This window comes from Acinetobacter lactucae (assembly GCF_013344765.1).
In the GTDB taxonomy this organism is placed as follows: domain Bacteria; phylum Pseudomonadota; class Gammaproteobacteria; order Pseudomonadales; family Moraxellaceae; genus Acinetobacter; species Acinetobacter lactucae_A.
The window spans coordinates 1-23192 of the sequence record NZ_JABVBF010000034.1 but is presented as its reverse complement, the minus strand read 5'-3'; the positions used below and the strand labels follow the sequence as shown (position 1 = coordinate 23192).

Genomic DNA, 23192 nt, shown 5'->3' with positions numbered 1-23192 from the left:
ATCTTTAATATCGTGTAATAAAAATTACACATAACAATACATAAGAAACAATCAATAATGATTTTGGAGTTATACATCTATGTTTAAAAAATTAGCTTTAGCTGCGTTATTAGCTGCTGGTTCAAGTGTTGCAATGGCTGACAACGATGTTGGTTGTGGTGTGGGTACACAAGTATGGGCTGGCCAAAAAGGAGTGGTGCCAAAAATTCTTGCTGCGACAACAAACGGTATTTTTACTAACCAATTATTAGGGATTACTTTTGGTACTTTAGGCTGCCGTCAAGGCGGAACAGTAACTGCGCAAGTGGTTACATTCACAAATGAAAATGCTGAAGCTTTAGCGCGTGATATGGCCGTAGGCCAAGGTGAAAGCCTGAATGTACTTGCTGAATTAATGCAAATTAAACCTCAAGATAAAGATCGTTTCTTTAAAGTTTCAAAAGCAAACTTTGGTGAAATCTATTCTGCAAATAATCAAAATACGCTTCAAGTTTTAGCATCATTACAAACTGTAATGGCTAAAGACGACGTTTTAAAAGCTTACGTATAAGTTTGAAACTGAAAACCCTGTCGTTTGGCAGGGTTTTTCTTATATTTAATGATAAAAATTGATGAGCTTAATGAAGTCAGTTGTTTTAGTTTTTGCCTCTTTGGCAGTAAATATTGCGTATTCAGCAGATATAAATCCATCTATTCAAAAATATTGGTCAATCGCAGAACAAAAAAATCTAGATCAAGACATTACATGGCAAAGGCTTATGTATGCCAATAAAAACCAGAAGAGTGAGGTCACTTATTCTGGCTATTTCCTATCAAAAAATGGAAAAAATAATTTAAAAGAAGAACTGAAAGCTGACATCTCGGCATTATTTATGCCGGCTCAAGATAATCAGTCAATTCGTTGTAAGTTCCCGGCACGTAGTCAATGGCTCATACAAAAATTAGGTATTCAAGAAAATGAATTGCCTCAAGTAAAATGTTCAGAATTTGAAAACTGGATTGGCCAAATTAAGCCTCATAAAGCGACATTAATTTATGCGACCGATTTTATGGGCAATCCTAGCTCAATGTTCGGCCATACTTTATTGCGTTTAGATCCCAAAGATCAGCAACAATTAAATTTAGTTTCTTATGCTGTAAATTATGCAGCAACTGTGGCAGGGAACGACAACTGGTCATATGCATGGAAAGGTTTAACAGGGCAATATCCGGGTGAATATTCGCTGATGCCTTATTACCGTAAGGTTAAAGAGTATGGTGATTTTGAAAGCCGTGATTTATGGGAATATGAGCTAAATCTAACTCCTGAAGAAACACGATTTTTGGTGTCTCACATTTGGGAAATGCAACATGTGAGTTTCCCTTATTATTTTGTGAGTCATAACTGTGCCTATAGGCTTTTAGGGTTAGTGGATTTAGTAAAACCTGAGTCTAACTTACAAGAGAAATTCACCTATGCATCCATTCCAATGGAAACCATTAAATCGATGCAGCAGCAGGGACTGACTAAAGCTCCTGTGTATCGAGCTGCATTAGAAACTCAATTATTGGCCCAAGCTCATCAGCATGGTGCCTCACTGGCGAAAGTGGCTCATCAAATTACGATGCTGCCTGCACAGCAGTCTTCTCAGATTTTAAAATCATTTAGCGAACAGGATCAGGCTAAAATCCTTGAGATGGCTTACGATGATTTATATTTACAATTCATTGGCCGCAAAGTTGAAGAAAGCATTGCTCAGCCGCAGTTGCGTCAGCTTTTAGCACTCAGAAGTCAGATTGATTTAGATAAGCAACGTCAAGAGCCTAAAAGACCAGCAAAGGAACCAACCCAAGGTCATAATGCTCGTAATATTTCAGTCAAAGCTGGTGAGGTGCAAGGTGATAAGTTTATTGAACTTGGTCATCGGCAAGCCTACCATGACTTAATAGACCCTCAAGGTGGATATCGTGCAGGTACTCAATTACTCTTTTTAAATGGTAATGCGCAGTGGCGAGATGACCATTTAAAACTAGAACGTCTTGATTTACTGGAAGTAAATTCTTATAACCCGATTCAACCTTTTAAAACACCGCTGAGTTGGGGCTTTAACTTAGGCTGGCGTCAGGAAGCCATTCATGACGGAAACTTTAATGAAGACAAACAGCACGGCGTCGCAAGCTTTAATGCACAGGTCGGTTATAGTCTTGCAGACTATGAGCGCAAGCATATTTGCTATGGGCAACTACAAACCTATGTACAGACAGGTTCAAATCTAGATAAAGGATGGCGCGTAGGAATGGGCCCAACTTTAGGCTGTATGAACCAATGGTTTGAGCGCTTCAACTCTGTCGTGCAGATAGAATTGCCCTATTGGGAAGATCAAAATCAATGGAATTTGAGAGTCAATACGCAGTGGCAATATGTGATTAATCGCAATAATGCTGTTCGATTAAATTGGGATTATGAACAACAAAATCATCAAGACTGGATGAAATCAAGTCTAGGATATGTTTGGTTCTTTTAAAGAATAAGTGCATAAAAAAAGAGAAATGAGATTATTCATTTCTCTTTTTTGTTTTTAGAAAAGACGATTATTTCTTAATCGCATTTAACACAGCATAGGCGGCTTTAATACGTTCTTCATTTGGAATACGTTTATTGGTTAACATGACTAAACCAATATTTTCTTTCGGAATGAACACAACATATGTTCCAAAGCCATTTGTTGAACCAGTTTTGTGGAACATCTTAACTGAAGGTTCTTTTGAAATAGCAGTCACTTTATTAGGCTTCATCACGATTTGTTCTGAATTACTGTCTAATAAAGTTTGTAAAGGCGCTGGATAAGAAAATTCTTCCCAGCCAAGTGCTTGATACATTGTGCCGACTTGATAGAAACCTTGATGTGTTTCATTAATTGCACGTTGAATATCTGCCGGGTATTTCTGCGGGTTGAGGTTGGCATTAATAAAAGTCAGCATGTCTGGTAATGTCGATTTGACGCCGTATGCTGGTGCATCTAATGGGCCTGGGTTAACTCGAATCGGCTGATTTTGTTGGTTATAGCCAAATGCATAGTTTTGCATTTGAAGTTTAGGCACATTGACATAACTGTGTTTTAAGCCAAGATCTGGAAAAATTGTTTTTTCTAAGACTTGGTCGAAAGATTTATTCATAGACAAAGCCACAACTTTTCCAAATAAACCAATGCTTGGGTTTGAATATTGTCGATATTCACCGATTGGGTTTTTAGGTTTCCATTCTTTGAAAAAAGTTAAAACTTGTTGGTCTGTTTGTACTTCATCTGGAAATTGCAAAGCAAGGTTGCCGCTGGTATATGTCGCAAGTTGAAGTAAGTTAACTTGATCAATCGGTGTGTTTTTTAGTTCTTTCCAATATTTTCCGGGCGTGTCTTCAAAAGAGAGAGTTCCTTTTGTTTTGGCATATCCACCCGCTGTCGCAGTAAATAATTTACTGACTGAACCTAGCTCAAAAATGGTGCTGCTATTTACAGCTTTTTTATCTTGAACGGATTGTAGACCATAATAGGTTTCATACTTCTTATTATTCTGGATGATGCCAACTGCCATACCGGGCACATTATATTTTTTTAATAAAGGCTTAAAGTTTTGATCTACCAGTTTTTTGATTTCTTGCTCTTTTGGTGTATTGCCTGCATAAATTGAGGTGCTAAAAATAAAAAGAGGGGATAAAAGTAAGCAAGAAACTTTTTGGAATCGCATGGTTAACTCATCAAAAATTTTAAAGTGAAGTCATGTACTTTTATAGCAAAAATCACATAATTTAATTGTTATGTTTTATGGAGTTTGCGAAGCATTTAGATGTAAAAAAAGCCCAATTGAGTCGGGCTTTAATTAGTTTACTAAATAAAAATTAGTAACTTTCAGGTACGGCACTCAAGAACTCACGACGTGCTTCTTTATCGGTTTTAAAATCTCCAATAAATGAAACAGTACGTGTAGTTGACTCTTGTTTACCTACACCGCGCATCATCATACACATATGTGCTGAATCAATGACGACAGCTACACCACGAGCCCCAGTCACTTCAGCCACAGCTTCTGCAATTTGCTTGGTCAAGTTTTCCTGAATTTGCAAACGACGTGCAAACATTTCGGTAATACGTGCAAATTTAGATAAGCCGAGAACTTTGCCTTCCGGTAGATAGGCAACATGGACACGACCATAGAACGGGAGGAGATGATGTTCGCAAAGCGAATAAAATTCAATATTCTTCACCAATACCATTTCATGGTTATCTGATGGGAAAACAGCATTATTGGTGACTTCTTCTAAAGTTTTACTATAGCCAGAAGTTAAATATGAAAAAGCTTTAGCCGCACGCACAGGCGTATCTTTAAGGCCGGGACGATCAAGATCTTCACCGACGGCAGTCAGGATATTTGCGTACGATTGCTGCATTGACATAAGACGTATAAGTTTACTCTATTAGACAAGCTCGGCATTGTATCAGAAACATAACCGGATGTTCATAACTCGTCGCACTATATTTATTGGGGTTTTGCAGGCGTTAAATAAAAGATGAATAAATTTCATGTTTTTTAACGTTAATAGTCAAGTGTTTGGACATGAAATATGCACTTAATATTGGTAACTTCTTAATGATCGCCTCATGGCATCATATTTGCAAAGATGCAGTGTTATAGAGCATAAGGATAAAACATGTCAGAACGTCCAATCACCCTTTTTTTCCGTGGTGGTCAGCAGCAAATAGAAAATGTAGTACCTACAATGACGGTTTTACAATTCCTGCGAGAATATACTCAAACTGGTAAGTCTAGGCAGACTGGTACAAAAGAGGGATGTGCTGAGGGCGATTGTGGTGCATGTACAGTAGTGATTGGTGAGTTGGTCGATGACAACCTACAATTGCGCAGTGTGAATGCGTGTATTCAGTTTTTACCGACTTTAGATGGTAAGGCGTTATTTACAGTTGAAGATCTGCATCACTTACTGCCTGCACAGGATGGCATACTTCATCCGGTACAACAGGCGATGGTCGATTTGCACGGTTCACAATGCGGTTTTTGTACACCCGGTTTTATCATGTCGTTATGGTCAATGTATGAAAATGAACAACATTCTCCAAGCAAAGATCAAATCAGCGATTATCTTTCTGGAAATTTGTGTCGCTGTACAGGCTATCGCCCTATTTTAGATGCAGCACATAAAGCCTATGACTATCCACGTGTTGTATTAGAACGTCAAAAAGTAATTGATGTATTAAAAGAGATCAAAGCATTACCTGCATTACATTTGAATAATTATGGTCAACAATTCTTTGCACCAAAGACTTTGCAGGATTTTGCCGCATTGCGTTTGCAGTTACCTCAAGCGCGTATTGTTGCGGGTAGCACCGATGTCGGTTTGTGGGTAACAAAGCAGGGGCGTGATTTAGGCGATATGCTTTATATTGGTCAGGTGGAAGAACTCAAAAAAATTGTAGTCACAGACCATGCTTTAACGATTGGGGCAAATGTCAATTTGAGTGATGCACTCATCCAAATTTCAGAGTTTTATCCTGACTTTCAAGAATTACAGCGCCGTTTTGCTTCTATGCCTATTAAAAATGCAGGAACTTTAGGTGGAAATATTGCTAATGGTTCACCTATTGGCGACTCAATGCCGGCATTAATTACGCTAGGTACCCAATTGATTTTGCGTGTGGGTGAACAAACCCGTGAAATCGCTTTGGAAGACTTTTACCTAGATTATCAAAAAACAGCATTACAGCTTGGTGAGTTTGTCGAAGCAGTTGTTATTCCGCTTCGTGAAGGACAGGCGCGTTTTAAATTTGCCAGCTATAAAATTGCTAAACGTTTTGAGCAAGATATTTCTGCGGTATGTGCGGCCATTTCATGTGAGTTAGATACTCATTATGTCGCGCACAATGTCAGAATTGCTTTTGGTGGCATGGCGGCTATTCCCAAACGTGCAAAATATGCAGAAGCCATATTGGAAGGCCAGCAACTTACAGCAGAATTGATCGTTCAGGCACAAGAGGCCTTGTCAAAAGACTATCAGCCTTTAGATGATGGACGTGCTAGCTCGGCATATCGTTTACAAGTCGCCAAAAACTGTTTACAGCGTTTTTATGTAGAAAAAGTCCTGTCTCAAGCGATCACTCGTGTGAATGACTTGATTGCTATGGTGGAGATCTAACATGAATCAAACCATTGACTTAAATATTTCTAAAAAATCCGCTAAAGCAGGCGACTCGATTCCACACGAAAGTGCACATTTACATGTGACTGGGCAGGCAACTTATATTGATGATTTACCCGAGCTTGAAAATACCATGCATTTGGCAGTTGGATTTTCAAATTGTGCCAAAGGCAAAATCAGTAAGTTTGATTTGGATGCGGTACGTCAGGCTGATGGTGTCCATGCAGTTTTTTCGGCAAAAGATATTGATGTTGAAAATAATTGGGGACCAATTGTAAAAGATGACCCAATTTTTGCAGAGGAGCAGGTCGAATTTTATGGACAAGCTTTGTTTGTAGTTGTTGCCGAGAGTTATCAGCAAGCCCGTCGAGCAGTTCGTTTGGCAAAAATTGAGTATGTGCCAGAAACTCCAATTTTAACCATTCAAGATGCCATTGAAAAAGAATCGTGGGTATTACCGCCTGTTGAATTTAGCCATGGTGAAGTTGAGCAGGCATTTCAAAACGCAGCCCATCAACTTTCAGGTTCTATTGAACTGGGTGGGCAAGAGCATTTTTATTTGGAAGGGCAGATTTCCTATGCGATTCCACAAGAAAATCAGAGTTTAAAAGTCTATTGCTCGACACAACATCCAACAGAAATGCAATTGCTGATTTGTCATGCACTAGGCATGAATATGCATCAGGTGAGTGTGGAAAGCCGCCGTATGGGTGGTGGTTTTGGTGGTAAAGAGTCGCAGTCAGCGCAGTGGGCATGCATTGCATCTTTGGCAGCGCAAAAAACAGGCCGTCCCTGTAAATTGCGCCTAGATCGTGATGATGACATGAGCGCTACAGGTAAACGTCACGGTTTTGCTTATGAGTGGTCTGTAGCCTTTGATGACAGTGGTGTTCTGCAAGGCTTAAAGGTGCAACTGGCTTCAAACTGTGGTTTTTCGGCTGATCTGTCTGGGCCAGTGAATGAACGAGCAATTTGTCATATTGGCAATGCCTATTATTTAAATGCAGTTGAGTTGCGTAACTTACGTTGTAAAACCAATACTGTTTCCAATACGGCATATCGTGGTTTTGGTGGACCGCAAGGCATGTTTGTCATTGAAAATATTATTGATGACATTGCTCGTTATTTAGATTGTGATCCAGTTGAAATTCGTCAGCGTAATTTCTTTGCCGAGCAGCCTGGTGCAGGACGTGACCGTATGCACTATGGGGCAGAGGTCCGTGATAATGTTGCGCCAAAATTAGTAGCCGAATTATTGGAAAGTAGCGATTATGCGAAACGCAAACAGAGTATCCATGTTTTTAATCAGAACAATGACATCATTAAGCGTGGTATTGCGTTAACCCCATTAATGTTCGGTATTTCATTTAATGCCGTACATTACAATCAGGCAGGTGCACTGGTCTATGTGTATATGGATGGCACTGTCGCGATTACGCACGGTGGTACAGAAATGGGACAGGGGTTATATACCAAAGTACGTCAGGTTGCTGCGCATGAGTTGGGTTTACCAATCGATAGCGTCCGTTTAATTGCAACCGATACTTCTCGTGTGCCAAATACTTCGGCAACCGCAGCATCGAGTGGAGCGGATTTAAATGGTAAAGCTGTGCAAAATGCCTGTATTAAAATTCGTGAGCGTCTGGCAAAACTTGCAGCAGAAATAAGTCAAAGTGACGCTGACCAAGTCCAGTTTGAAGATTGTATGGTTTCAACTGCGAATGGTCATTCATGGACATTTCCTGACTTGGTTCAACGGGCCTATATGGCACGTGTACAACTATGGGACAGCGGTTTTTATAAAACGCCAGAAATTCACTACGATCAGGTCAACCATTTAGGGCGTCCATTTTTCTATTATGCCTATGGTGCAGCAGTCAGTGAGGTCGCAATAGATACCTTAACTGGGGAAATGAAAGTATTACGTGCCGACATTTTGCATGATGTCGGGCGGTCAATTAACCCTGCAATTGATATTGGACAAATTGAAGGCGGTTTTGTGCAAGGGATGGGGTGGCTCACGACAGAAGAGTTGTATTGGCAGCCACAAGGGCCACACGCAGGCCGTTTGTTTACCCATGCACCTTCAACTTACAAAATCCCAACCAGTTTTGATATTCCTCATATTTTTAATGTCAAACTATTTAATAATCAAAATCAGGCAGACACCATCTATCGCTCTAAAGCGGTAGGTGAACCGCCATTTATGTTGGCATTATCTGTTTTCTCTGCAATTCGTCAGGCAGTACAGGCGACTATTCCAGAAAATGCACCGCTCGTACTCAATGCTCCGGCAACTGCCGAGGAAATTTTACGTGCAATTGCTATTGGGCGGGGACAAGCTTTGGCTGCTCGCCCAAAGGCTAAAATGTAGAAGATTATGCAACATTTACAATGGTGGACTGATTTTGTGGCGTGGCAAGTCGATGCTCTGCCTATGGTATTGGTCACAGTAGTCCGCGCTGATGGTTCAACACCACGAGAAGTTGGTGCAACAATGTTGTTGCGGTTTAATTTGCAACAACAATGGCAGCAGTCTGATACGATTGGTGGTGGGCATTTAGAGTTTCAAGCGATTGATATTGCTAAAGCAATGTTAAGCGAAACTGAAGCTTGCATGAGACGTATTGAACGCTTTAACCTCAGTGCGCGGCTGGGGCAGTGTTGTGGTGGAGTGATGTGGTTGTTATTTGAAAAAATATCACCCGCTGAGATCGCATCGGATTTATCTGCAAGTTTGCAAGCATGGCGAGCTGGGAAGCGTATATGGCGTAATGTCTCACATCAACATGCATCCACTTGGCAGATTATGGATATTGAACAGCAACCAAGATTCGAGTTTCATTCTGGTAGCAGTGAGCAATGGCAGTTTGGCCAGCAGATTCAACCAAATACCATGCAAGTGCTGATTTGTGGCGCGGGGCATGTGGGTGAAGCAATTGTCCGTTGTTTATTGCCTATTGGTATGAGGGTGAAATGGATTGATCCGCGTGATGATATTTTCCCATCCGATTTACTGGAACAAGTGCAATGTTTAACGACTGATACCTTAGAAGCTGAGATTGAGCATTTTGACCGTTCAGGTGCAGTTTTAATTTTAACTCATGATCATCAATTAGATTTACAACTGTGTTTTACAGCTTTGAAACCTACGGCAAAACCATTTGCTTATGTTGGGATGATTGGCTCAAAAAGTAAAAGAGCTATTTTTGAAAAACGTATGCAAATACGTGGTTATACACCAGAAACATTACAACGTTTGGTTTGCCCGATCGGGATAGAAGGGATTTCATCGAAACAACCTGCAATGATTGCCATTGCAGTAGTTGCTCAATTATTGCAGGTGTTTGATGCGAAGAAATGATCTTTTGAGATCATTTCTTTTGTTCGAACTTAGGATTTTTTTCTGAACGTTTAAGCAGTACGAGAACAGCACCTGTACCACCTTGATTTTCTGGAGCACTTACAAAGGCCAAAACATCGCGGTGTTGACGTAACCATCCGTTGACATAGGTTTTTAAGACTGCTTCTGGACCTTTACCATGCACAATTTTAATGACATTTTGGTTTTCGTCTTTTGCCATCTGGATAATTTGTAACACTGCGTCACGTGCTTGCTCAATGGTGCAGCCGTGTAAATCTACAGCTTCAAACCAACGCATTTTTCCAGCTTTCAAGTCTTCAAAAACCTTATGCTGGAGGGTAGCAATGCGATAGCTTAACGTTGCTTGGCTTGCGACCGGATTTAAAGCAGCTTGCGTATCTGATAACTTGGCATGTTCGGTATCACGACCACCTTCGGCGGCTGCCCGTTTCGCTAACGTTTGTGCATCAACTTTTCTGGCACGGGGTGGTTTGACATTAGCCACATTACTGTTGTTGATGCGTTTAACACCTGCAACAGCCTGTTGAAACAGATGTGTATCTTCCAATTCTTCAGACTCAGCCTGAGGTTTGATCTCAGGCTGACTTGCGATTTTGCTTGAATGAGGATTGGAGATTTGCTTTTTAAATTGCTTCAATAACTTCTGTTGCTCTTTAGAAAGCGATGAATCTTTATTACTCATATATCTTCATTAAACCGTTTGAGGTTGTCCAAAAAGAGCAGTAAAAGCTTGATCTGGACGTGGTTGTTTCATAAAACTTTCGCCCACCAAGAAGCTGTGAATATCATGCTCTTGCATCATACGCACATCATCTGGTGTCGCAATACCGCTTTCAGTAATTAATAAACGTGAGGCCGGAAGTAATTTTTTCAATCGAATGGATGTATTTAAATCTACATCAAACGTTTTTAAATTACGGTTATTCACGCCTAATAAACATTGCTCAGAAAGCTTTAAAGCGCGCTCCATTTCTTCTTCGTCATGAACTTCAACTAATACATCAAGTTGATGTTCAAACGCAGTTTTTGACATTTCTTCGAGTTGCTGGTCAGACAAACAAGCAACAATTAATAAAATACAGTCCGCATGCAAAGCACGTGCTTCAACTACATTATATGGATCGATCAGAAAGTCTTTACGTAAAGCAGGTAGGGCACAATGATTGCGAGCAATCGCAATATTCTCATCTGCACCCTGAAAAAAATCAACATCAGTTAAAACAGATAAACACGCAGCTCCAGCTTGTTCATATTGCTGAGCAATTTCGGCAGGATTAAAGTCTGCGCGAATGATTCCTTTTGATGGAGATGCTTTTTTAATTTCAGCAATCACGCCTGGACGTTTATGTTGTAAAGCTTTTGCAAAGCCACGGACTGGCGTCGCAGCTTTTGCTAATTCTTCAACATCGTGCAAATTACGTTGTTTTAAACGCGTAGCAAGTTCCTCATGTTTACGGTCAACAATTTTACCTAAAATGGTATTTTGAATATTAATCATGAGAAACCCTTAATCTGTCTGAGATTGCTTTAATGTTTTGGTAAATTCAGCTAAAACACTCATTTTTTCTAAAGCCTGTCCGCCATAGATAATATCTTGAGCGAATGTAACAGCTTGAGCATAGGTTTGAGTAATGCCTGAGACATAAATACCTGCACCCGCATTAAGCGCAATCATATTTGCTGCTTTTTCACCAATGTCAGATTTATTTTTACCCAATGCATCTTTGATGAGCTTTAAGCTTGCTGCGGCATCTGCCACCACTAAACCATTTAAGGTTTGTGATTCAATTCCGACATCCTCAGGATTAAGTGTCCATTCAGAAACTTCGCCATCTTTGAGTTCGGCAATAGCAGTAGGAGCGGCAAGACTGATTTCATCAAGCCCATCTTTTGAATGAACAACCATCACGTGTTCAGCACCAAGTTGTTTCATCACTTCGGCAATTGGGCGGCAAAGTTCATCTGAGAACACACCAATTACAAAGCGTTTTACACCAGCTGGATTGGTCAGTGGGCCGAGTAAATTAAAAATACTTCGAATGCCAAGTTCACGACGTGGACCAGCAGCGTATTTCATGGCTTTGTGGTGGTTTGGTGCAAACAAGAAACCCACACCCATTTCACGGATGCAGCGTTCAGTTTGTTGCATATCTAGATCAAGATGAATACCTGCTTGCTCAAGTAGGTCTGATGAACCTGATTTACTTGAAACGCCACGGTTACCATGTTTTGCAATGGTCGCACCTGCTGCTGCAATCACAAAGCTTGACGCTGTAGAGACGTTAAATAAATTTTGCCCATCACCACCAGTACCCACAATATCAACTAAATGTTTGATATCGCTAACATCGATCTTGATCGCAAATTCGCGCATGACACGTGCAGCAGCCGTCATTTCGTCAATGCTTTCACCTTTCATGCGTAGGCCCATCATTAAAGCACCAATTTGTGCTTCGGTTGCCTCACCTTGCATGATGCTGCGCATAATTTCTTCCATTTGAGGCTGAGTCAAATGAATGTTCTTGGTAATGTGGTTGAGCGCCTGTTGGATATTCATAGTCATGATTTACAGCATTAATGATTAAAATTTTTAGGTGAAGTTGATCAAGAGTGGGATGTTCAGCTTGTTGCGTTCCATGTTTCACTAGCTATGGGGAGCTATGTTAGCAGAAAATAACTAAAGATTTTTGTTGTTCGATACGAGTTTTAAAAAATTTGCTGGTTTATTACTTTAGTTTGATTAATAAACAGAATTTATTCATTGAAAAAGGTTTTAGTTTGTTGTGAGTTTTTATGATAAATAATTAACCATTTGGTATATCTTAAACATCAATATATCTAGGAAAAATGCGTATAAATCAACAAAATAAAAGTAGATATAGTAGGGCGATCTTTATTTTATCTATTAATAAATATGTATTTAAATAACTTGAAATATCTAGGAGCTTTTAAAAATAAGCGCTCATTTATTTTTGTATTTGTTGCACTATTTCATCCACTAGAAAGCTATGCGCAAGAAGCTGTAGAGCAACCTCAAAAACAAACTAAAACAGATAAAGTAGTCCGTGTTGCTGTGACAGGGTCTCGGATTTCAAAAGCACAAAAAGATGGCCCGACCAGTGTGACTGTCATTACCGCAGCCGATATTGAAAAACAAGGTTTTAGTAATGCATTTGATGCGCTTAATAACCTGACGCAGAACACGGGTTTTGTACAAGGTGCCGATTATGGAAATACTTTTACACCTGCGGCTAATGCTATTAGTTTACGAGGGTTAGGACCGAATCATACTTTAACTTTGATTAATGGACATCGGGTTGCGGATTATCCTGTACCGTACGATGGCTCTGTCAATTTCGTGAATTTAGCCAATATTCCCACTGCCATTATTGACCGTATTGAAATATTAAACGGTGGTGCCTCTGCAATTTATGGTTCAGATGCAATCGCAGGTGTCGTGAATATCATTCTGAAAAAGAAAACAGACGGTACTCAATTTAATATTAAGGCAGGCGGAACAAAAGAAGGCGGGGAAAACTTACGTTTACAACTGAGCGGTAGTAAAACTTTAGACAAGCTCAACCTTGTTTATGGGATTGAACTCAGTGGCCGTGAACCGATATGGGCAGCTGATCGAGATTTTATGAAGAGCCGAACTCGTTTAGGAGAAAAACCAGACACGATTGTGGGTCGTAAAAATGCCGATACTGGTAAATACCTTTCTATTGGTGGGTGTCAGGCCTTTAATGGTTTATTTAACGGATCAGTCAATAATATAGGACAAGCAGGGGCAGACAATTGTGCTAGTGGTTTGGCACGGCCAACTTATTGGACGGTTCAGACCCAAAACCGCAGCCAAAATGGTTATCTCGGTTTAGATTATGAGTTAAATGATAAAACTCAATTATTTGCAAATTTTTTGATTGGGGCAAACCAAATTGAAAATAATACCCGTAGTCCAACATGGACTTCTTTAGCTGCAACGAGTGGTTATTTCCTAAATCAAGATTCGGGAAATTATGAAATTTGGAATCGCCGTTTTGCGCCTGAAGAATTAGGTGGGGTAGAACGAATAAATAAAAAATGGAAAGAACTTTCTTCTAACGTAAATTTTGGAATTCGAGGCGATATTGGAGAGACGAGCTGGAGTTATGAAGCAGCCTATAATGGTTCCATTTATACTAGTCAGCTACGCCGTCAAGGCTTATTACGTTCGAATGTTGATGAATATTTCTTAGGTCAGCAACTTGGTACAGATGCAGATGGTATTCCTATTTATTCACCTCACTTAGATCGTTTAAGTCGACCACTAACAGCAAGCGAATTTGAGAGTATTTCAGGCACAACAAAAGAAAAAGATAAATCGTGGGCACAAAGTTTAATCTTAAGTGCGAATGGTGATGTGTTTAAGTTACCTGCGGGAACTGCCAAACTTGCAGCAGTGGCTGAAATTGGGCGTCAAGGCTTTTCGATTAAGCCAGATCAGGCAGTTGAAAATGGTGAGTTTTATAATACGAGTTCTAGTGGAGAATATAGTGGTACTCGTACACGCCAAGCACTTGGTGCCGAATTATTCTTACCTTTAGCGAAACCCTTAAATTTAACCTTGTCCGGACGTTATGACCGCTATGCTTTGTCAGATAACAGTATTGATAAGCTAACTTTCGGTTCAGGCCTTGAGTTTAGGCCACATCCGACTTTATTGGTGCGCGGTAACTACGCAACTAGTTTTCGTGCACCAGATATGAACTATCTGTTCTTAAATAAGCAAAAAGGTTATTTCGCAAGTACGACTGACTATTTACGTTGTAGCCAAACGGGACAACCTTTAGATAAATGTACCTTTAAAGATTACGCACCTGGGGCGAACTACACTTTAACCGGAAACAAAGAGCTGAAACCTGAAGAGGGTAAATCTTATGGTGCAGGGTTTGTTTGGTCGCCAACCAATAAATTTGATATCAGCATCGATTACTGGGATATCAAAATTGATAATCTTGTGACCAACTTAAGTGCGGACAAAATTCTACGTTTGGAAGCAGATTGTCGTTTAGGCAACCAAGATATTAACTCTGCGGCTTGTATCGATGCATTGGCACGTGTAGAGCGTAACCCTGCAAATGCAGTTGTCGATCCCAATGTGATTAAGAATATTAATATTGTTCCGATTAATGCTGCATCAGACCATATCCGTGGGATTGATTTCACGAGCAGATGGCGCTGGAAAACAGAAAGCTTTGGTAACTTTCTCTGGACGGTGAACTATAGTAGTGTACTACAACATGAATATCAACAATCAAAAGATGGCGAGAAAGATGACTATTTAAAAGATTTAACCATTCCTGATTGGCGTGACCGTTTTAATACCAGTCTCAGCTGGAGTTTCGGAGATTGGGCATCAACAGTATTAGTTAATCGTTATGGCAAAATTCCAAACGGCGACCAGACTGTTTACTTAAGCCCAACTTATTTGGTGAACTGGAGTGGTACTTATCAAATCTCTCCAAAAGCTTCTGCTTCAATCATTATTAATAACTTGTTTGACAAAGTGAAACGAGATGACACAGGCGGTTGGCCGTATTATCCAGTAGGATCATATTCACCATTCGGCCGTCAAGGTTGGTTGGAGTTTAACTATAAATTCTAAGAATGATGTATGGATGCAGCGAAGTGGTACAGCATTTGCTGCATCTTTTTATTTAAAACTACAGAGGATAAACCCCCTTATGTTGGCCAAGCCTTCGTTTAAACAAAGATTACTACTAACAACATTATTATCTTTATCGGCGACACAGATTTTTGCATCTAATAACAGTGAACAAATCCCGATTGGTAAATTACCCGAGTGGGTTGTACCGGAATCTTATGATTTAGATTTTAAGATTGATCCTACACAAAAAGGCTATACCGGTAAAACCACCATTCATTTAAAACTGACTCAAGCCACAGATCACATCTGGATTCATGGAAAATCTTTAATGGTTAAAGATGTGAGTATCACATCGGCAGAGGGTGCAAAAACCACGGCAAAATATGAGCAGGCCTCTGAGATCGATGGGGTGAGTAAAATTAAATTTGCCAAGACTTTGCCCGCAGGCCAATATCAACTTGTTCTAGATTTTAATGCGGCGTACGACCAGCAGCTCGATGGTATTTATAAAATTGAGTTTGAGGGTAAACCTTATGTGATGACTCAAATGGAAGCAATTAGTGCACGCCAGTCATTCCCATCATTTGATGAGCCACGTTTTAAAACGCCGTTTAATATTCGTTTGACGATTCCAAGCAAATATTCAGGGTTTGCCAATACCCAACAAACGTCTGAGCAAGCAGAGAAGTCGGGTTGGAAAACACTCAGTTTTGCACAGACAAAACCACTGCCAACTTATTTACTTGCGTTGGCTGTCGGACCGTGGCACTTACAAAAAGGGCCTGATATTGGAGTAACTTCATGGCGTAAGCAGCCGATCCAGTTACGTGGTATTGCACCCGATGCTAAAGCTGAAAAAATGCAGCATGCCTTATCTGAAACGCCAGCCATTTTAAAAACTTTAGAAGATTATTTTGCCTTTGGTTATCCATTTGACAAGCTAGATTTACTTGCAGCACCAGACTTTGCTGCTGGTGCAATGGAAAACCCAGGGCTAATTACTTTTAGAGACTATCTGATGTTGCTCGATAAGGACTCACCAGTCTCTTTTGTACAGAGTTCATTTAATGTCGATGCACATGAATTGGCACATCAATGGTTCGGTGATGTCGTCACGATGCCGTGGTGGGATGATTTGTGGCTAAATGAATCTTTTGCCACATGGATGCAAAGTAAAATTACTCAAAAATTACATCCTGAATTTAATGCTGACTTAGAACGTATTGTAGATACCGCAGATGCGATGAAAAGTGACAGCTTGGTAAGTGTGCGTCGTATTCGCCAGCCTATTTTAAGCAATGCCGATATTCAAACGGCTTTTGATGGTATTACTTATCAAAAAGGTGCGGCTGTTTTAAATATGTTTGAAAACTATTTAGGTGAAGAAAAATTCAAACAAGGGGTGCGCAATTATATTAATAAGCACCAATATGGTAATGCGACAGCTAATGATTTAATTAGCGCTTTAGCAGAGCAGTCTGGACAAGGTGAGCGCTTTACTAAAGCGATGAAAAGTTTTCTTGATCAACCAGGTGTGCCTTTAATTAACACAGCATTACAGCAAGAAGGCAATAAAGTCTTTTTAAATGTGAAGCAAAGCCGTTACTTACCTGTGGGTTCAAAAGGTGATGCAAGAAGCCTGTGGGGTGTACCATTATGTGTACGTTATGAAGTTCCAAATGCAGGTAGTAAAGTGCAATGTGAATTGGTAGACCAAGCAGAAGCCAAGATTGAACTCAAAGGTGCCAGCCTTGGCAGTTGGTATATTCCAAATGCAAATGCGGCAGGATACTACCAATTTAGTTTGCCACAAAAAGAGTTTACTCGTCTGACTGCCGCTACAGAAAAGCTTTCTAACACTGAACAGTTAGCTTATGCCTATGCAATTTCAGCTGCATTTAACCACGGTGATATTAATTTGTTGGCTGTCGTAGATGCCGCGAAGAAATTTGCTAATTCGAATAGTCGACAAATTAGTACAGCGCTGTTTTCCCAGTTAAGTACCATTCATCGTCATGTATTGAAAACAGAAGCTGAACGTGAACATTTTAGAAAAGTCTTAGCTAATTTATATTTACCTAAATTGAATCAGTTGGGTTACGTAAACAGAACAGGTGAATCAGCCGAAGACAGTTTATGGCGTAGCGAGTTAGTTAAGTTTCTTGCTTTAGATATTCAAGTTCCCGAAGTCCGTACACAACTGTTAAAACAGTCAGATGCACTCTTTGCTCAAAAGCAGCTTAACTTTGCGCAAGTAACACCTGAATTATTGCCAACTATTTTGGCTGTACGTGTACAAGAAAAAGGTCAACCTGCTTTTGATCGTTTATCTGGAGAGTTACAACGCGTGACTCAACCGACACAACGTCTTGCAATTCTTACGGCTCTAGGTTCAGCAAATCAAGAAGCAACACGCCAACAAGCACGACGGTTGATTTTAAACCCGCGTGTTAAAGTTGGTGAAGTTCGTACCGTGGTCAACTCAATCAATAATTATGGAGATGAGCAAGGTGGCTTATGGTCTTGGTTTAAAGTAAATCATGATGCCGTATTTGATCGTTTAGGTAAATCTTCGGCTGGACGTTTCCCTGCAATGTTTAGTGGGGCAGCATGTACCCAACAACAAGCGGCACAGTTAAATGACTTTTTTGCACCACGAACTAAAGAGTTGGTTGGGGTAGAAAGAGGGTTGAAACAAACCAAAGAACGTATTCAACTCTGCGAATCTTTAGTGGCGAAACAAGATGGATCGATTGTGCAACAGTTACAATTGTAATTGATTCAGCCATAAAAAAGCCAACTGATCGTAGTTGGCTTTTTTATTAAGGATTCTTATCAAATTACTTTTAAAACAATCTATTTACGGCTGATTTATGCATAAATATCTAAAAAGTTTTTAAAGATTTGATGGCCATGTTGACTCAAAATTGATTCAGGATGGAACTGCACACCTTCAACAGGAAGTGTTTTATGTTTAACACCCATAATTTCTTCCATTGAGCCATCTGCTTCATTGGTCCAACACGTTACTTCAAGGCACTCAGGCAGTGTTTGCTGATCAATCACCAATGAATGATAACGAGTTGCTGAGAAAGGGCTAGGAAGATTACTGAAAATACCTTTATTGCTATGGTACATATCAGATAAACGTCCATGCATCACCGTTTTGGCTCTTACAATTTTTCCGCCAAAAGCTTGCCCAATACTTTGATGCCCTAAACACACGCCAAGCAAAGGAATTTTTCCGGCAAAGTGATTAATTGCAGGAATTGAAATACCTGCTTCACTTGGAGAGCAAGGGCCAGGACCAATCACAAGATATTTTGGTTGCCATCGTTCAATATCCTCTAATGTGACTTGATCATTGCGAACTACTTTTACTTCCTGATTCAACTCGCCAAAATACTGGACGATGTTGTAGGTAAAAGAGTCGTAATTGTCGATCATTAGAAGCATTTTTAGCTAAACCTCTTGATATTTAATGTTTTTTTAAATAGTGCTGTTTTGAATACCCGTTTGGTTACCCATTTTGAAATTAGTGCTCAATTCATTGAACAAAAATAAAGCCGCTATCTAAGCGGCTACTATAACAGAATTTTTATGTTCTTCGACTTTATCTTTCACATACGATGCATACCAAAATACATACTTCTAGCTTAGATGGCTGGTCATTAAAATATAGATGAAGTTAAAAGCTGATTTTCAATATGTAGAGCAAGCCCTTGACCTGTCTGGCAAGACTGTAAATATAGATCAAATAAGGTGGTGATCCACTAAAGGTAGTATATAATGTTAAATAAACAAGTTACGATGACAAAACTTATTGTTAGTTTTTTCATACTCTTAACGGGATGTAATTTATCTGCTGAAACTAATTTGTCCCCAAAGAAAATCTATGAGCTAGATTTAACTGATCAGGGAATTAGTCCTGAAGGTGGCGGGATTGAATTGAAAAAAGAGAAAAATTATTGTTCTCTTACACTGAGCCTTTATGGCGAATCAGGACAAGAAAAATATAAGTTCAATTTCAAGAAGGATAGTTTGATTAATACAAATTATCTAAAATACAGATATGAGAATGGCTTAATAGACGCTAATCATGAATTAGATGACCTTATTGCTGATGATAGTAAAAAATCAAATAAAGGCGCTATGGAATTAATAGCCAATAAGTCATTTGTTGGAAACAAAGATAGACAAGTTACAAAAAAGTTTGAACTCTATAAGAAAAAAGTTCCTAAAAGTCTATTAGATAGAAACTGTAACTAAATAAAAAATAATAAACGGATTAGAATAGGTGTTTAGTATGTTTTTTAATTTTTTACAGGTTTTATAGCATTTCAATCAAAGCCTTGACACTTTCAAGGCTTTGATTTGGTTTAATGCTATAAAATATTTAAATCGCTCTAGTATTATAAATCAGCCAATCTAAAACATCGCCAGACAAATGTTCAGCGAGTCTTTCTTGGACAGTTTGATGGTAATCATTTAACCAGTCTTTCTCTTCATTCGTTAGCAGATCTACAACGATACAGTCTAAATGAATTGGACAAAGTGTGAGTGTTTCAAACTCTAAAAAATCACCATAAGTTTTTTCAAACCCAGAGTGGAGCCTGTTTGCAACCAAATTCTCAATACGAATACCGTATTGCCCTTCATGGTACAGACCCGGTTCATTAGAGAGAATCATACCTTCACGCAATTTACTGTACGCATGAACAGGAGCGTAATAAGAAAGTACTTGCGGTCCTTCGTGTACGTTAAGCGCAAAGCCTACGCCGTGACCTGTGCCGTGGCGATAATCTAAACCATGTTGCCATAAAGTATGGCGACAAATTGAATCGAGTAGAGGTGCAGCTAAACCTTCTGGATAAATGGTTTTTGCCAAGGCAATGTGACATTTTAAAACCAAGGTATAATCACGCTTTTGTTGCTCTGTTGGTGTGCCTACAGGAACCACACGAGTAATATCAGTTGTTCCATCTACATATTGCCCACCTGAGTCAATTAGCAATAGACCATCGCCTTCGATAAATGAATAGTGCTCTTTAGTTGCACGGTAGTGGGGTAGAGCACCATTAGCATTAAAGCCAGCAATCGTTGAAAAACTTGGGCCTATAAATCCGTCTTGCTGAGCGCGGTAGGCAGTAATTTTTTCATCAATCGTCAGTTCTGAAATGTTTTCACCCTGATGAAGTGCTTTATCTAGCCAGTGGAAAAAGTGACAAAGTGCGACTCCATCTTTAAGCATTGCATGGCGGATATGAGCAATTTCGCTTTCATGCTTACGCGATTTAAAAAGTGTACTTGGGTTGATATCGTATACAACCTGAATGTCTTTCGTGATGGCTTGCTCATGAAAAATCGATACTTTTGCTGGATCTAAAAGTATAGAAGCATCAGAAATATTCGCTAAAAACTGAGCCGTATCTTCATAATTACGAATTTCAATACCATCGGCTGCAAAAGCTTGTTGAATGGTTGAGTCTAGTTTACTGCTATCAATAAACAGAACAGCTTGCTCTGCATTAATATAAAAATGAGAAAGAAAAACTGGGTTGTATTCTACGTCTTGTCCACGTGCATTTAAGACCCATGCAATATCATCTAAAGATGAAATGAAATGCCCAGAAATATTTTTGCTATGCAAAGTCTCACGAATCGCCTGAATTTTTTCTTTACGAGATAGCGCATTTAATCCTTCTTGCATTAAATAGATTTTTTCAGATGGTAGTTCTGGGCGGTCTAACCAAATCTCTCCAACTAAATCTTTTTGGGCCGCGAGTTTATAGCTATGAACTCGTACAGTATGTTCGAGTGCCTTAAATTGTTGAATGGATAATGTTTGGCCATTTACTGAAATTACCGAACCAGTTGGTAGATTTTTCTCAATCCACGCGAGATGTGTAGAAGTTTCATCACTGGTCAGTTTTTGTAATTGAAAACCAGTTCCAGCAAGTTGTTGTTCCGCTTGTACCCAATAGCGACCATCTGCCCATAGACCTGCAAAGTTTTGGGTCACGACGAGTGTACCAACTGAACCACTAAAACCGCTTAACCACTGCCTTGCTTTCCAGTGGTCTGGTAAATATTCTGACATATGCGGATCGGCACTCATCACAACAAATGCATCAATCTGCTGATTGCGCATGAGTTCACGAAGTTTCTCAAGTTTTTCTGGAACAGTTAAAACGCTCATATAGTTTCCAACTCAGGTTGAACTTTACTGGTACTTTTGTTCATTAATCTATTGATAGGTTTCTTTAATAAAAATAACACGATTGCGCCAATCACTAACGCTAAAACACATCGCATAAAAAGAGTAGGTAAATGATCAATACCATCTGATGACACGTGTCCACCAATGAGACCTGCGATGAGATTACCCAAAGCTGACCCAGTAAACCATAGGCCCATAATTTGACCACGTATGACATCAGGTGCAAGTTTAGTCATGGTTGATAGGCCAATCGGGCTTAAGCACAGTTCTCCCATGGTAAGCAAAAATACAGTGCCCACTAACCAAAATGGTGAAACTAAGCCACCAGAAATTGCAAAACGACTGGCAAAAGACATAACAAGAAAGCCGCCTGCTGCAAGTAACAATGCAATGATAAATTTACTGATATAGTTCGGATCTTTATTCGATTTACCTAGTCTCGCCCATAGCCAAGCTGCAATTGGAGCGAAGATAATAATAAACAGGGCATTGATTGATTGGAACCATACAGTTGGTATTTCAAAACCGAAAACAATACGATCTGTATAATCTTGTGCAAACAAATTAAAAGATGTCGGTTTCTGCTCAAAAGCAGACCAGAATAATGCGGATGTGGCTAATAAAACGAAGCAAATAATAATTTTAAATTTATCATGTTGTTCTAAATTCAAGAAAAATAATAAATAAGCAAAGTAGGCAATAATCCCGATGCCAATTCCAATAGTTAAATAAGTTGCTACCGCGACTGGATTAATACGAATGACATCAAACACACTAAGGACAATAACAACACAGACAGACAGTAAAAAAGAGAAAGCAATTTTTGGGGCATTTTTATTTTCTACGACGGGTTTGTTCCAATTGTCATTTTCTTGACGTAACTCATTAAAAGTTTGTAGCTGTGGAATAGCAAATGCTCGGAAAATAAGTAAAGCAACTAACATTCCAAGGCCGCCAATTCCAAAACCTAAGTGCCAGCCATGTTCGCGAGCTAATATACCTGTAATGAGTGGGGCAATAAAAGAACCTATATTAATTCCCATATAAAAAATGGAGAAACCGGCATCTCGTCTACTATCCTGAGCCTTATATAATGTTCCGACAATGACTGAAATACAGGTTTTAAATAATCCTGAACCAATAACAATAAGAACTAAACCGAAATAAAAGAAGAATTGATCAAAGAGTGCGGTTAGGGCAATCGATAAATGGCCTAGCGCAATAATAATGGAACCATACCAGACTGATCGCGCCTGACCTAACCAATTATCGGCAATCCAGCCACCAAAAACGGTCATTAGATACATAGAACCAGCAAATAACCCAACAATCGCGGCTGCAGTTGGACGGTCAAGGCCTAAACCGCCGTCATTGACCATTGCAACCATATAAAGAACCAGTAAGGGTCGAATACCATAATAAGAAAATCTTTCCCAAAGTTCTGTAAAAAATAAAGTTTTTAGGGGTTTCGGATGACCGAAAAAAGCTTTGTCATTTTGTTCGAGTTCATGCTTCATTTCAAATCCTTTGAACATATTTGTAGTTTAATAAACCAAACTTTTAGTTTGTTTAGTTATAAAAAAAAGTTATGTTTAATTTTTTAGATTTTTTAAAATGAAAAAGCAAGTTGGTCATGTATAAAAAAGGTATATAACAAATGGTAAAAAATTAAAAAAATGGAAATTATTAGTTGAAAAGATTGTATTGGTGAGCCAAAGCTGTTCAATCCTAGCTTTAGTGCAAAGAAGAA

Annotated in this window: 16 protein-coding genes; 8 read left to right on the top strand and 8 right to left on the bottom strand. The window is 39.3% G+C overall.

Features of this window, described 5'->3' with window-relative positions:
- The first annotated feature begins 79 nt into the window (after positions 1 to 79).
- Positions 80 to 550, top strand: coding sequence for a DUF3015 family protein (locus HUN22_RS05700; RefSeq protein ID WP_174726876.1), 471 nt, complete (start codon positions 80 to 82; stop codon positions 548 to 550).
- Between the two features lie 70 nt (positions 551 to 620).
- The gene (locus HUN22_RS05695) at positions 621 to 2504 is read left to right on the top strand and encodes an Lnb N-terminal periplasmic domain-containing protein (RefSeq protein WP_438839286.1); all 1884 of its coding nucleotides are present in this window, start codon (positions 621 to 623) and stop codon (positions 2502 to 2504) included.
- A 67-nt stretch (positions 2505 to 2571) separates the two neighbouring features.
- Here the strand turns inward: HUN22_RS05695 and blaADC are convergent, their stop codons facing one another.
- The gene (blaADC, locus tag HUN22_RS05690) at positions 2572 to 3723 is read right to left on the bottom strand and encodes an ADC family extended-spectrum class C beta-lactamase (protein WP_174726867.1); all 1152 of its coding nucleotides are present in this window, start codon (positions 3721 to 3723) and stop codon (positions 2572 to 2574) included.
- A 151-nt stretch (positions 3724 to 3874) separates the two neighbouring features.
- On the bottom strand, positions 3875 to 4423 hold the full coding sequence (gene folE, locus HUN22_RS05685; RefSeq protein ID WP_174726864.1) for a GTP cyclohydrolase I FolE: 549 nt from the start codon (positions 4421 to 4423) through the stop codon (positions 3875 to 3877).
- Between the two features lie 261 nt (positions 4424 to 4684).
- Between folE and xdhA the strand changes: the two genes are divergently transcribed.
- Genes xdhA through xdhC form a run of 3 tightly spaced genes read left to right on the top strand, consistent with a single transcriptional unit; the run spans position 4685 to position 9551 of the window.
- The gene (xdhA, locus tag HUN22_RS05680) at positions 4685 to 6184 is read left to right on the top strand and encodes a xanthine dehydrogenase small subunit (RefSeq protein WP_174726861.1); all 1500 of its coding nucleotides are present in this window, start codon (positions 4685 to 4687) and stop codon (positions 6182 to 6184) included.
- 1 nt (position 6185) lies between these two features.
- Positions 6186 to 8561 (top strand): xanthine dehydrogenase molybdopterin binding subunit, encoded by a 2376-nt coding sequence (xdhB, locus tag HUN22_RS05675; protein ID WP_174726858.1) that lies wholly within the window; start codon positions 6186 to 6188, stop codon positions 8559 to 8561.
- Positions 8562 to 8567: 6 nt separating this feature from the next.
- On the top strand, positions 8568 to 9551 hold the full coding sequence (xdhC, locus tag HUN22_RS05670; RefSeq protein WP_174726855.1) for a xanthine dehydrogenase accessory protein XdhC: 984 nt from the start codon (positions 8568 to 8570) through the stop codon (positions 9549 to 9551).
- Between the two features lie 10 nt (positions 9552 to 9561).
- On the opposite strand, the gene HUN22_RS05665 is transcribed toward xdhC, so the two are convergent.
- The 3 genes from HUN22_RS05665 to trpD are packed head-to-tail and all read right to left on the bottom strand — an operon-like array spanning position 9562 to position 12129.
- Entirely contained in the window at positions 9562 to 10254 is a 693-nt protein-coding gene (locus HUN22_RS05665) for a Smr/MutS family protein (protein ID WP_174726853.1), read from the bottom strand.
- A gap of 9 nt (positions 10255 to 10263) precedes the next feature.
- Positions 10264 to 11070, bottom strand: coding sequence for an indole-3-glycerol phosphate synthase TrpC (gene trpC / locus HUN22_RS05660; RefSeq protein WP_174726851.1), 807 nt, complete (start codon positions 11068 to 11070; stop codon positions 10264 to 10266).
- Between the two features lie 9 nt (positions 11071 to 11079).
- Positions 11080 to 12129, bottom strand: coding sequence for an anthranilate phosphoribosyltransferase (trpD, locus tag HUN22_RS05655; protein WP_174726882.1), 1050 nt, complete (start codon positions 12127 to 12129; stop codon positions 11080 to 11082).
- A 357-nt stretch (positions 12130 to 12486) separates the two neighbouring features.
- On the opposite strand from trpD, the gene HUN22_RS05650 reads away from it, so the two are divergent.
- Together HUN22_RS05650 and HUN22_RS05645 are read left to right on the top strand one after the other, a co-directional pair.
- Positions 12487 to 15219 carry a TonB-dependent receptor plug domain-containing protein gene (locus HUN22_RS05650; RefSeq protein ID WP_174726849.1) on the top strand — a complete coding sequence of 911 codons (2733 nt, stop codon included), beginning with the start codon at positions 12487 to 12489 and terminating at the stop codon, positions 15217 to 15219.
- A 13-nt stretch (positions 15220 to 15232) separates the two neighbouring features.
- A complete protein-coding gene (locus HUN22_RS05645) occupies positions 15233 to 17998 on the top strand; it encodes a M1 family metallopeptidase (RefSeq protein ID WP_174726847.1) in 2766 nt (921 codons plus the stop codon).
- Positions 17999 to 18093: 95 nt separating this feature from the next.
- On the opposite strand, the gene HUN22_RS05640 is transcribed toward HUN22_RS05645, so the two are convergent.
- Positions 18094 to 18678 (bottom strand): anthranilate synthase component II, encoded by a 585-nt coding sequence (locus HUN22_RS05640; protein ID WP_217484474.1) that lies wholly within the window; start codon positions 18676 to 18678, stop codon positions 18094 to 18096.
- Positions 18679 to 19011: 333 nt separating this feature from the next.
- Between HUN22_RS05640 and HUN22_RS05635 the strand changes: the two genes are divergently transcribed.
- Positions 19012 to 19491, top strand: coding sequence for a hypothetical protein (locus HUN22_RS05635; protein ID WP_174726845.1), 480 nt, complete (start codon positions 19012 to 19014; stop codon positions 19489 to 19491).
- 127 nt (positions 19492 to 19618) lie between these two features.
- Here HUN22_RS05635 and HUN22_RS05630 read toward each other — a convergent pair whose 3' ends face one another.
- Complete coding sequence (locus HUN22_RS05630; RefSeq protein ID WP_174726843.1) at positions 19619 to 21421, bottom strand: aminopeptidase P family protein; 1803 nt, start codon at positions 21419 to 21421, stop codon at positions 19619 to 19621.
- Positions 21418 to 22977, bottom strand: a complete 1560-nt coding sequence (locus HUN22_RS05625; RefSeq protein WP_174726842.1) for a peptide MFS transporter — start codon at positions 22975 to 22977, stop codon at positions 21418 to 21420. The genes HUN22_RS05630 and HUN22_RS05625 overlap by 4 nt, the downstream gene beginning before the upstream one ends.
- Between the last annotated feature and the right edge of the window lie 215 nt (positions 22978 to 23192).

Bases quoted from the DNA above. Each gene is read 5' to 3' on its own strand.
- HUN22_RS05640 (WP_217484474.1), bottom strand. From the start codon at position 18,678: ATGCTTCTAATGATCGACAATTACGACTCTTTTACCTACAACATCGTC.
- xdhB (WP_174726858.1), top strand. From the start codon at position 6,186: ATGAATCAAACCATTGACTTAAATATTTCTAAAAAATCCGCTAAAGCA.
- trpD (WP_174726882.1), bottom strand. From the start codon at position 12,129: ATGAATATCCAACAGGCGCTCAACCACATTACCAAGAACATTCATTTG.
- xdhC (WP_174726855.1), top strand. From the start codon at position 8,568: ATGCAACATTTACAATGGTGGACTGATTTTGTGGCGTGGCAAGTCGAT.
- HUN22_RS05625 (WP_174726842.1), bottom strand. From the start codon at position 22,977: ATGTTCAAAGGATTTGAAATGAAGCATGAACTCGAACAAAATGACAAA.
- xdhA (WP_174726861.1), top strand. From the start codon at position 4,685: ATGTCAGAACGTCCAATCACCCTTTTTTTCCGTGGTGGTCAGCAGCAA.
- HUN22_RS05635 (WP_174726845.1), top strand. From the start codon at position 19,012: ATGTTAAATAAACAAGTTACGATGACAAAACTTATTGTTAGTTTTTTC.
- HUN22_RS05630 (WP_174726843.1), bottom strand. From the start codon at position 21,421: ATGAGCGTTTTAACTGTTCCAGAAAAACTTGAGAAACTTCGTGAACTC.
- trpC (WP_174726851.1), bottom strand. From the start codon at position 11,070: ATGATTAATATTCAAAATACCATTTTAGGTAAAATTGTTGACCGTAAA.
- blaADC (WP_174726867.1), bottom strand. From the start codon at position 3,723: ATGCGATTCCAAAAAGTTTCTTGCTTACTTTTATCCCCTCTTTTTATT.
- HUN22_RS05695 (WP_438839286.1), top strand. From the start codon at position 621: ATGAAGTCAGTTGTTTTAGTTTTTGCCTCTTTGGCAGTAAATATTGCG.
- HUN22_RS05645 (WP_174726847.1), top strand. From the start codon at position 15,233: ATGCAGCGAAGTGGTACAGCATTTGCTGCATCTTTTTATTTAAAACTA.
- HUN22_RS05650 (WP_174726849.1), top strand. From the start codon at position 12,487: ATGTATTTAAATAACTTGAAATATCTAGGAGCTTTTAAAAATAAGCGC.
- HUN22_RS05700 (WP_174726876.1), top strand. From the start codon at position 80: ATGTTTAAAAAATTAGCTTTAGCTGCGTTATTAGCTGCTGGTTCAAGT.
- HUN22_RS05665 (WP_174726853.1), bottom strand. From the start codon at position 10,254: ATGAGTAATAAAGATTCATCGCTTTCTAAAGAGCAACAGAAGTTATTG.
- folE (WP_174726864.1), bottom strand. From the start codon at position 4,423: ATGCAGCAATCGTACGCAAATATCCTGACTGCCGTCGGTGAAGATCTT.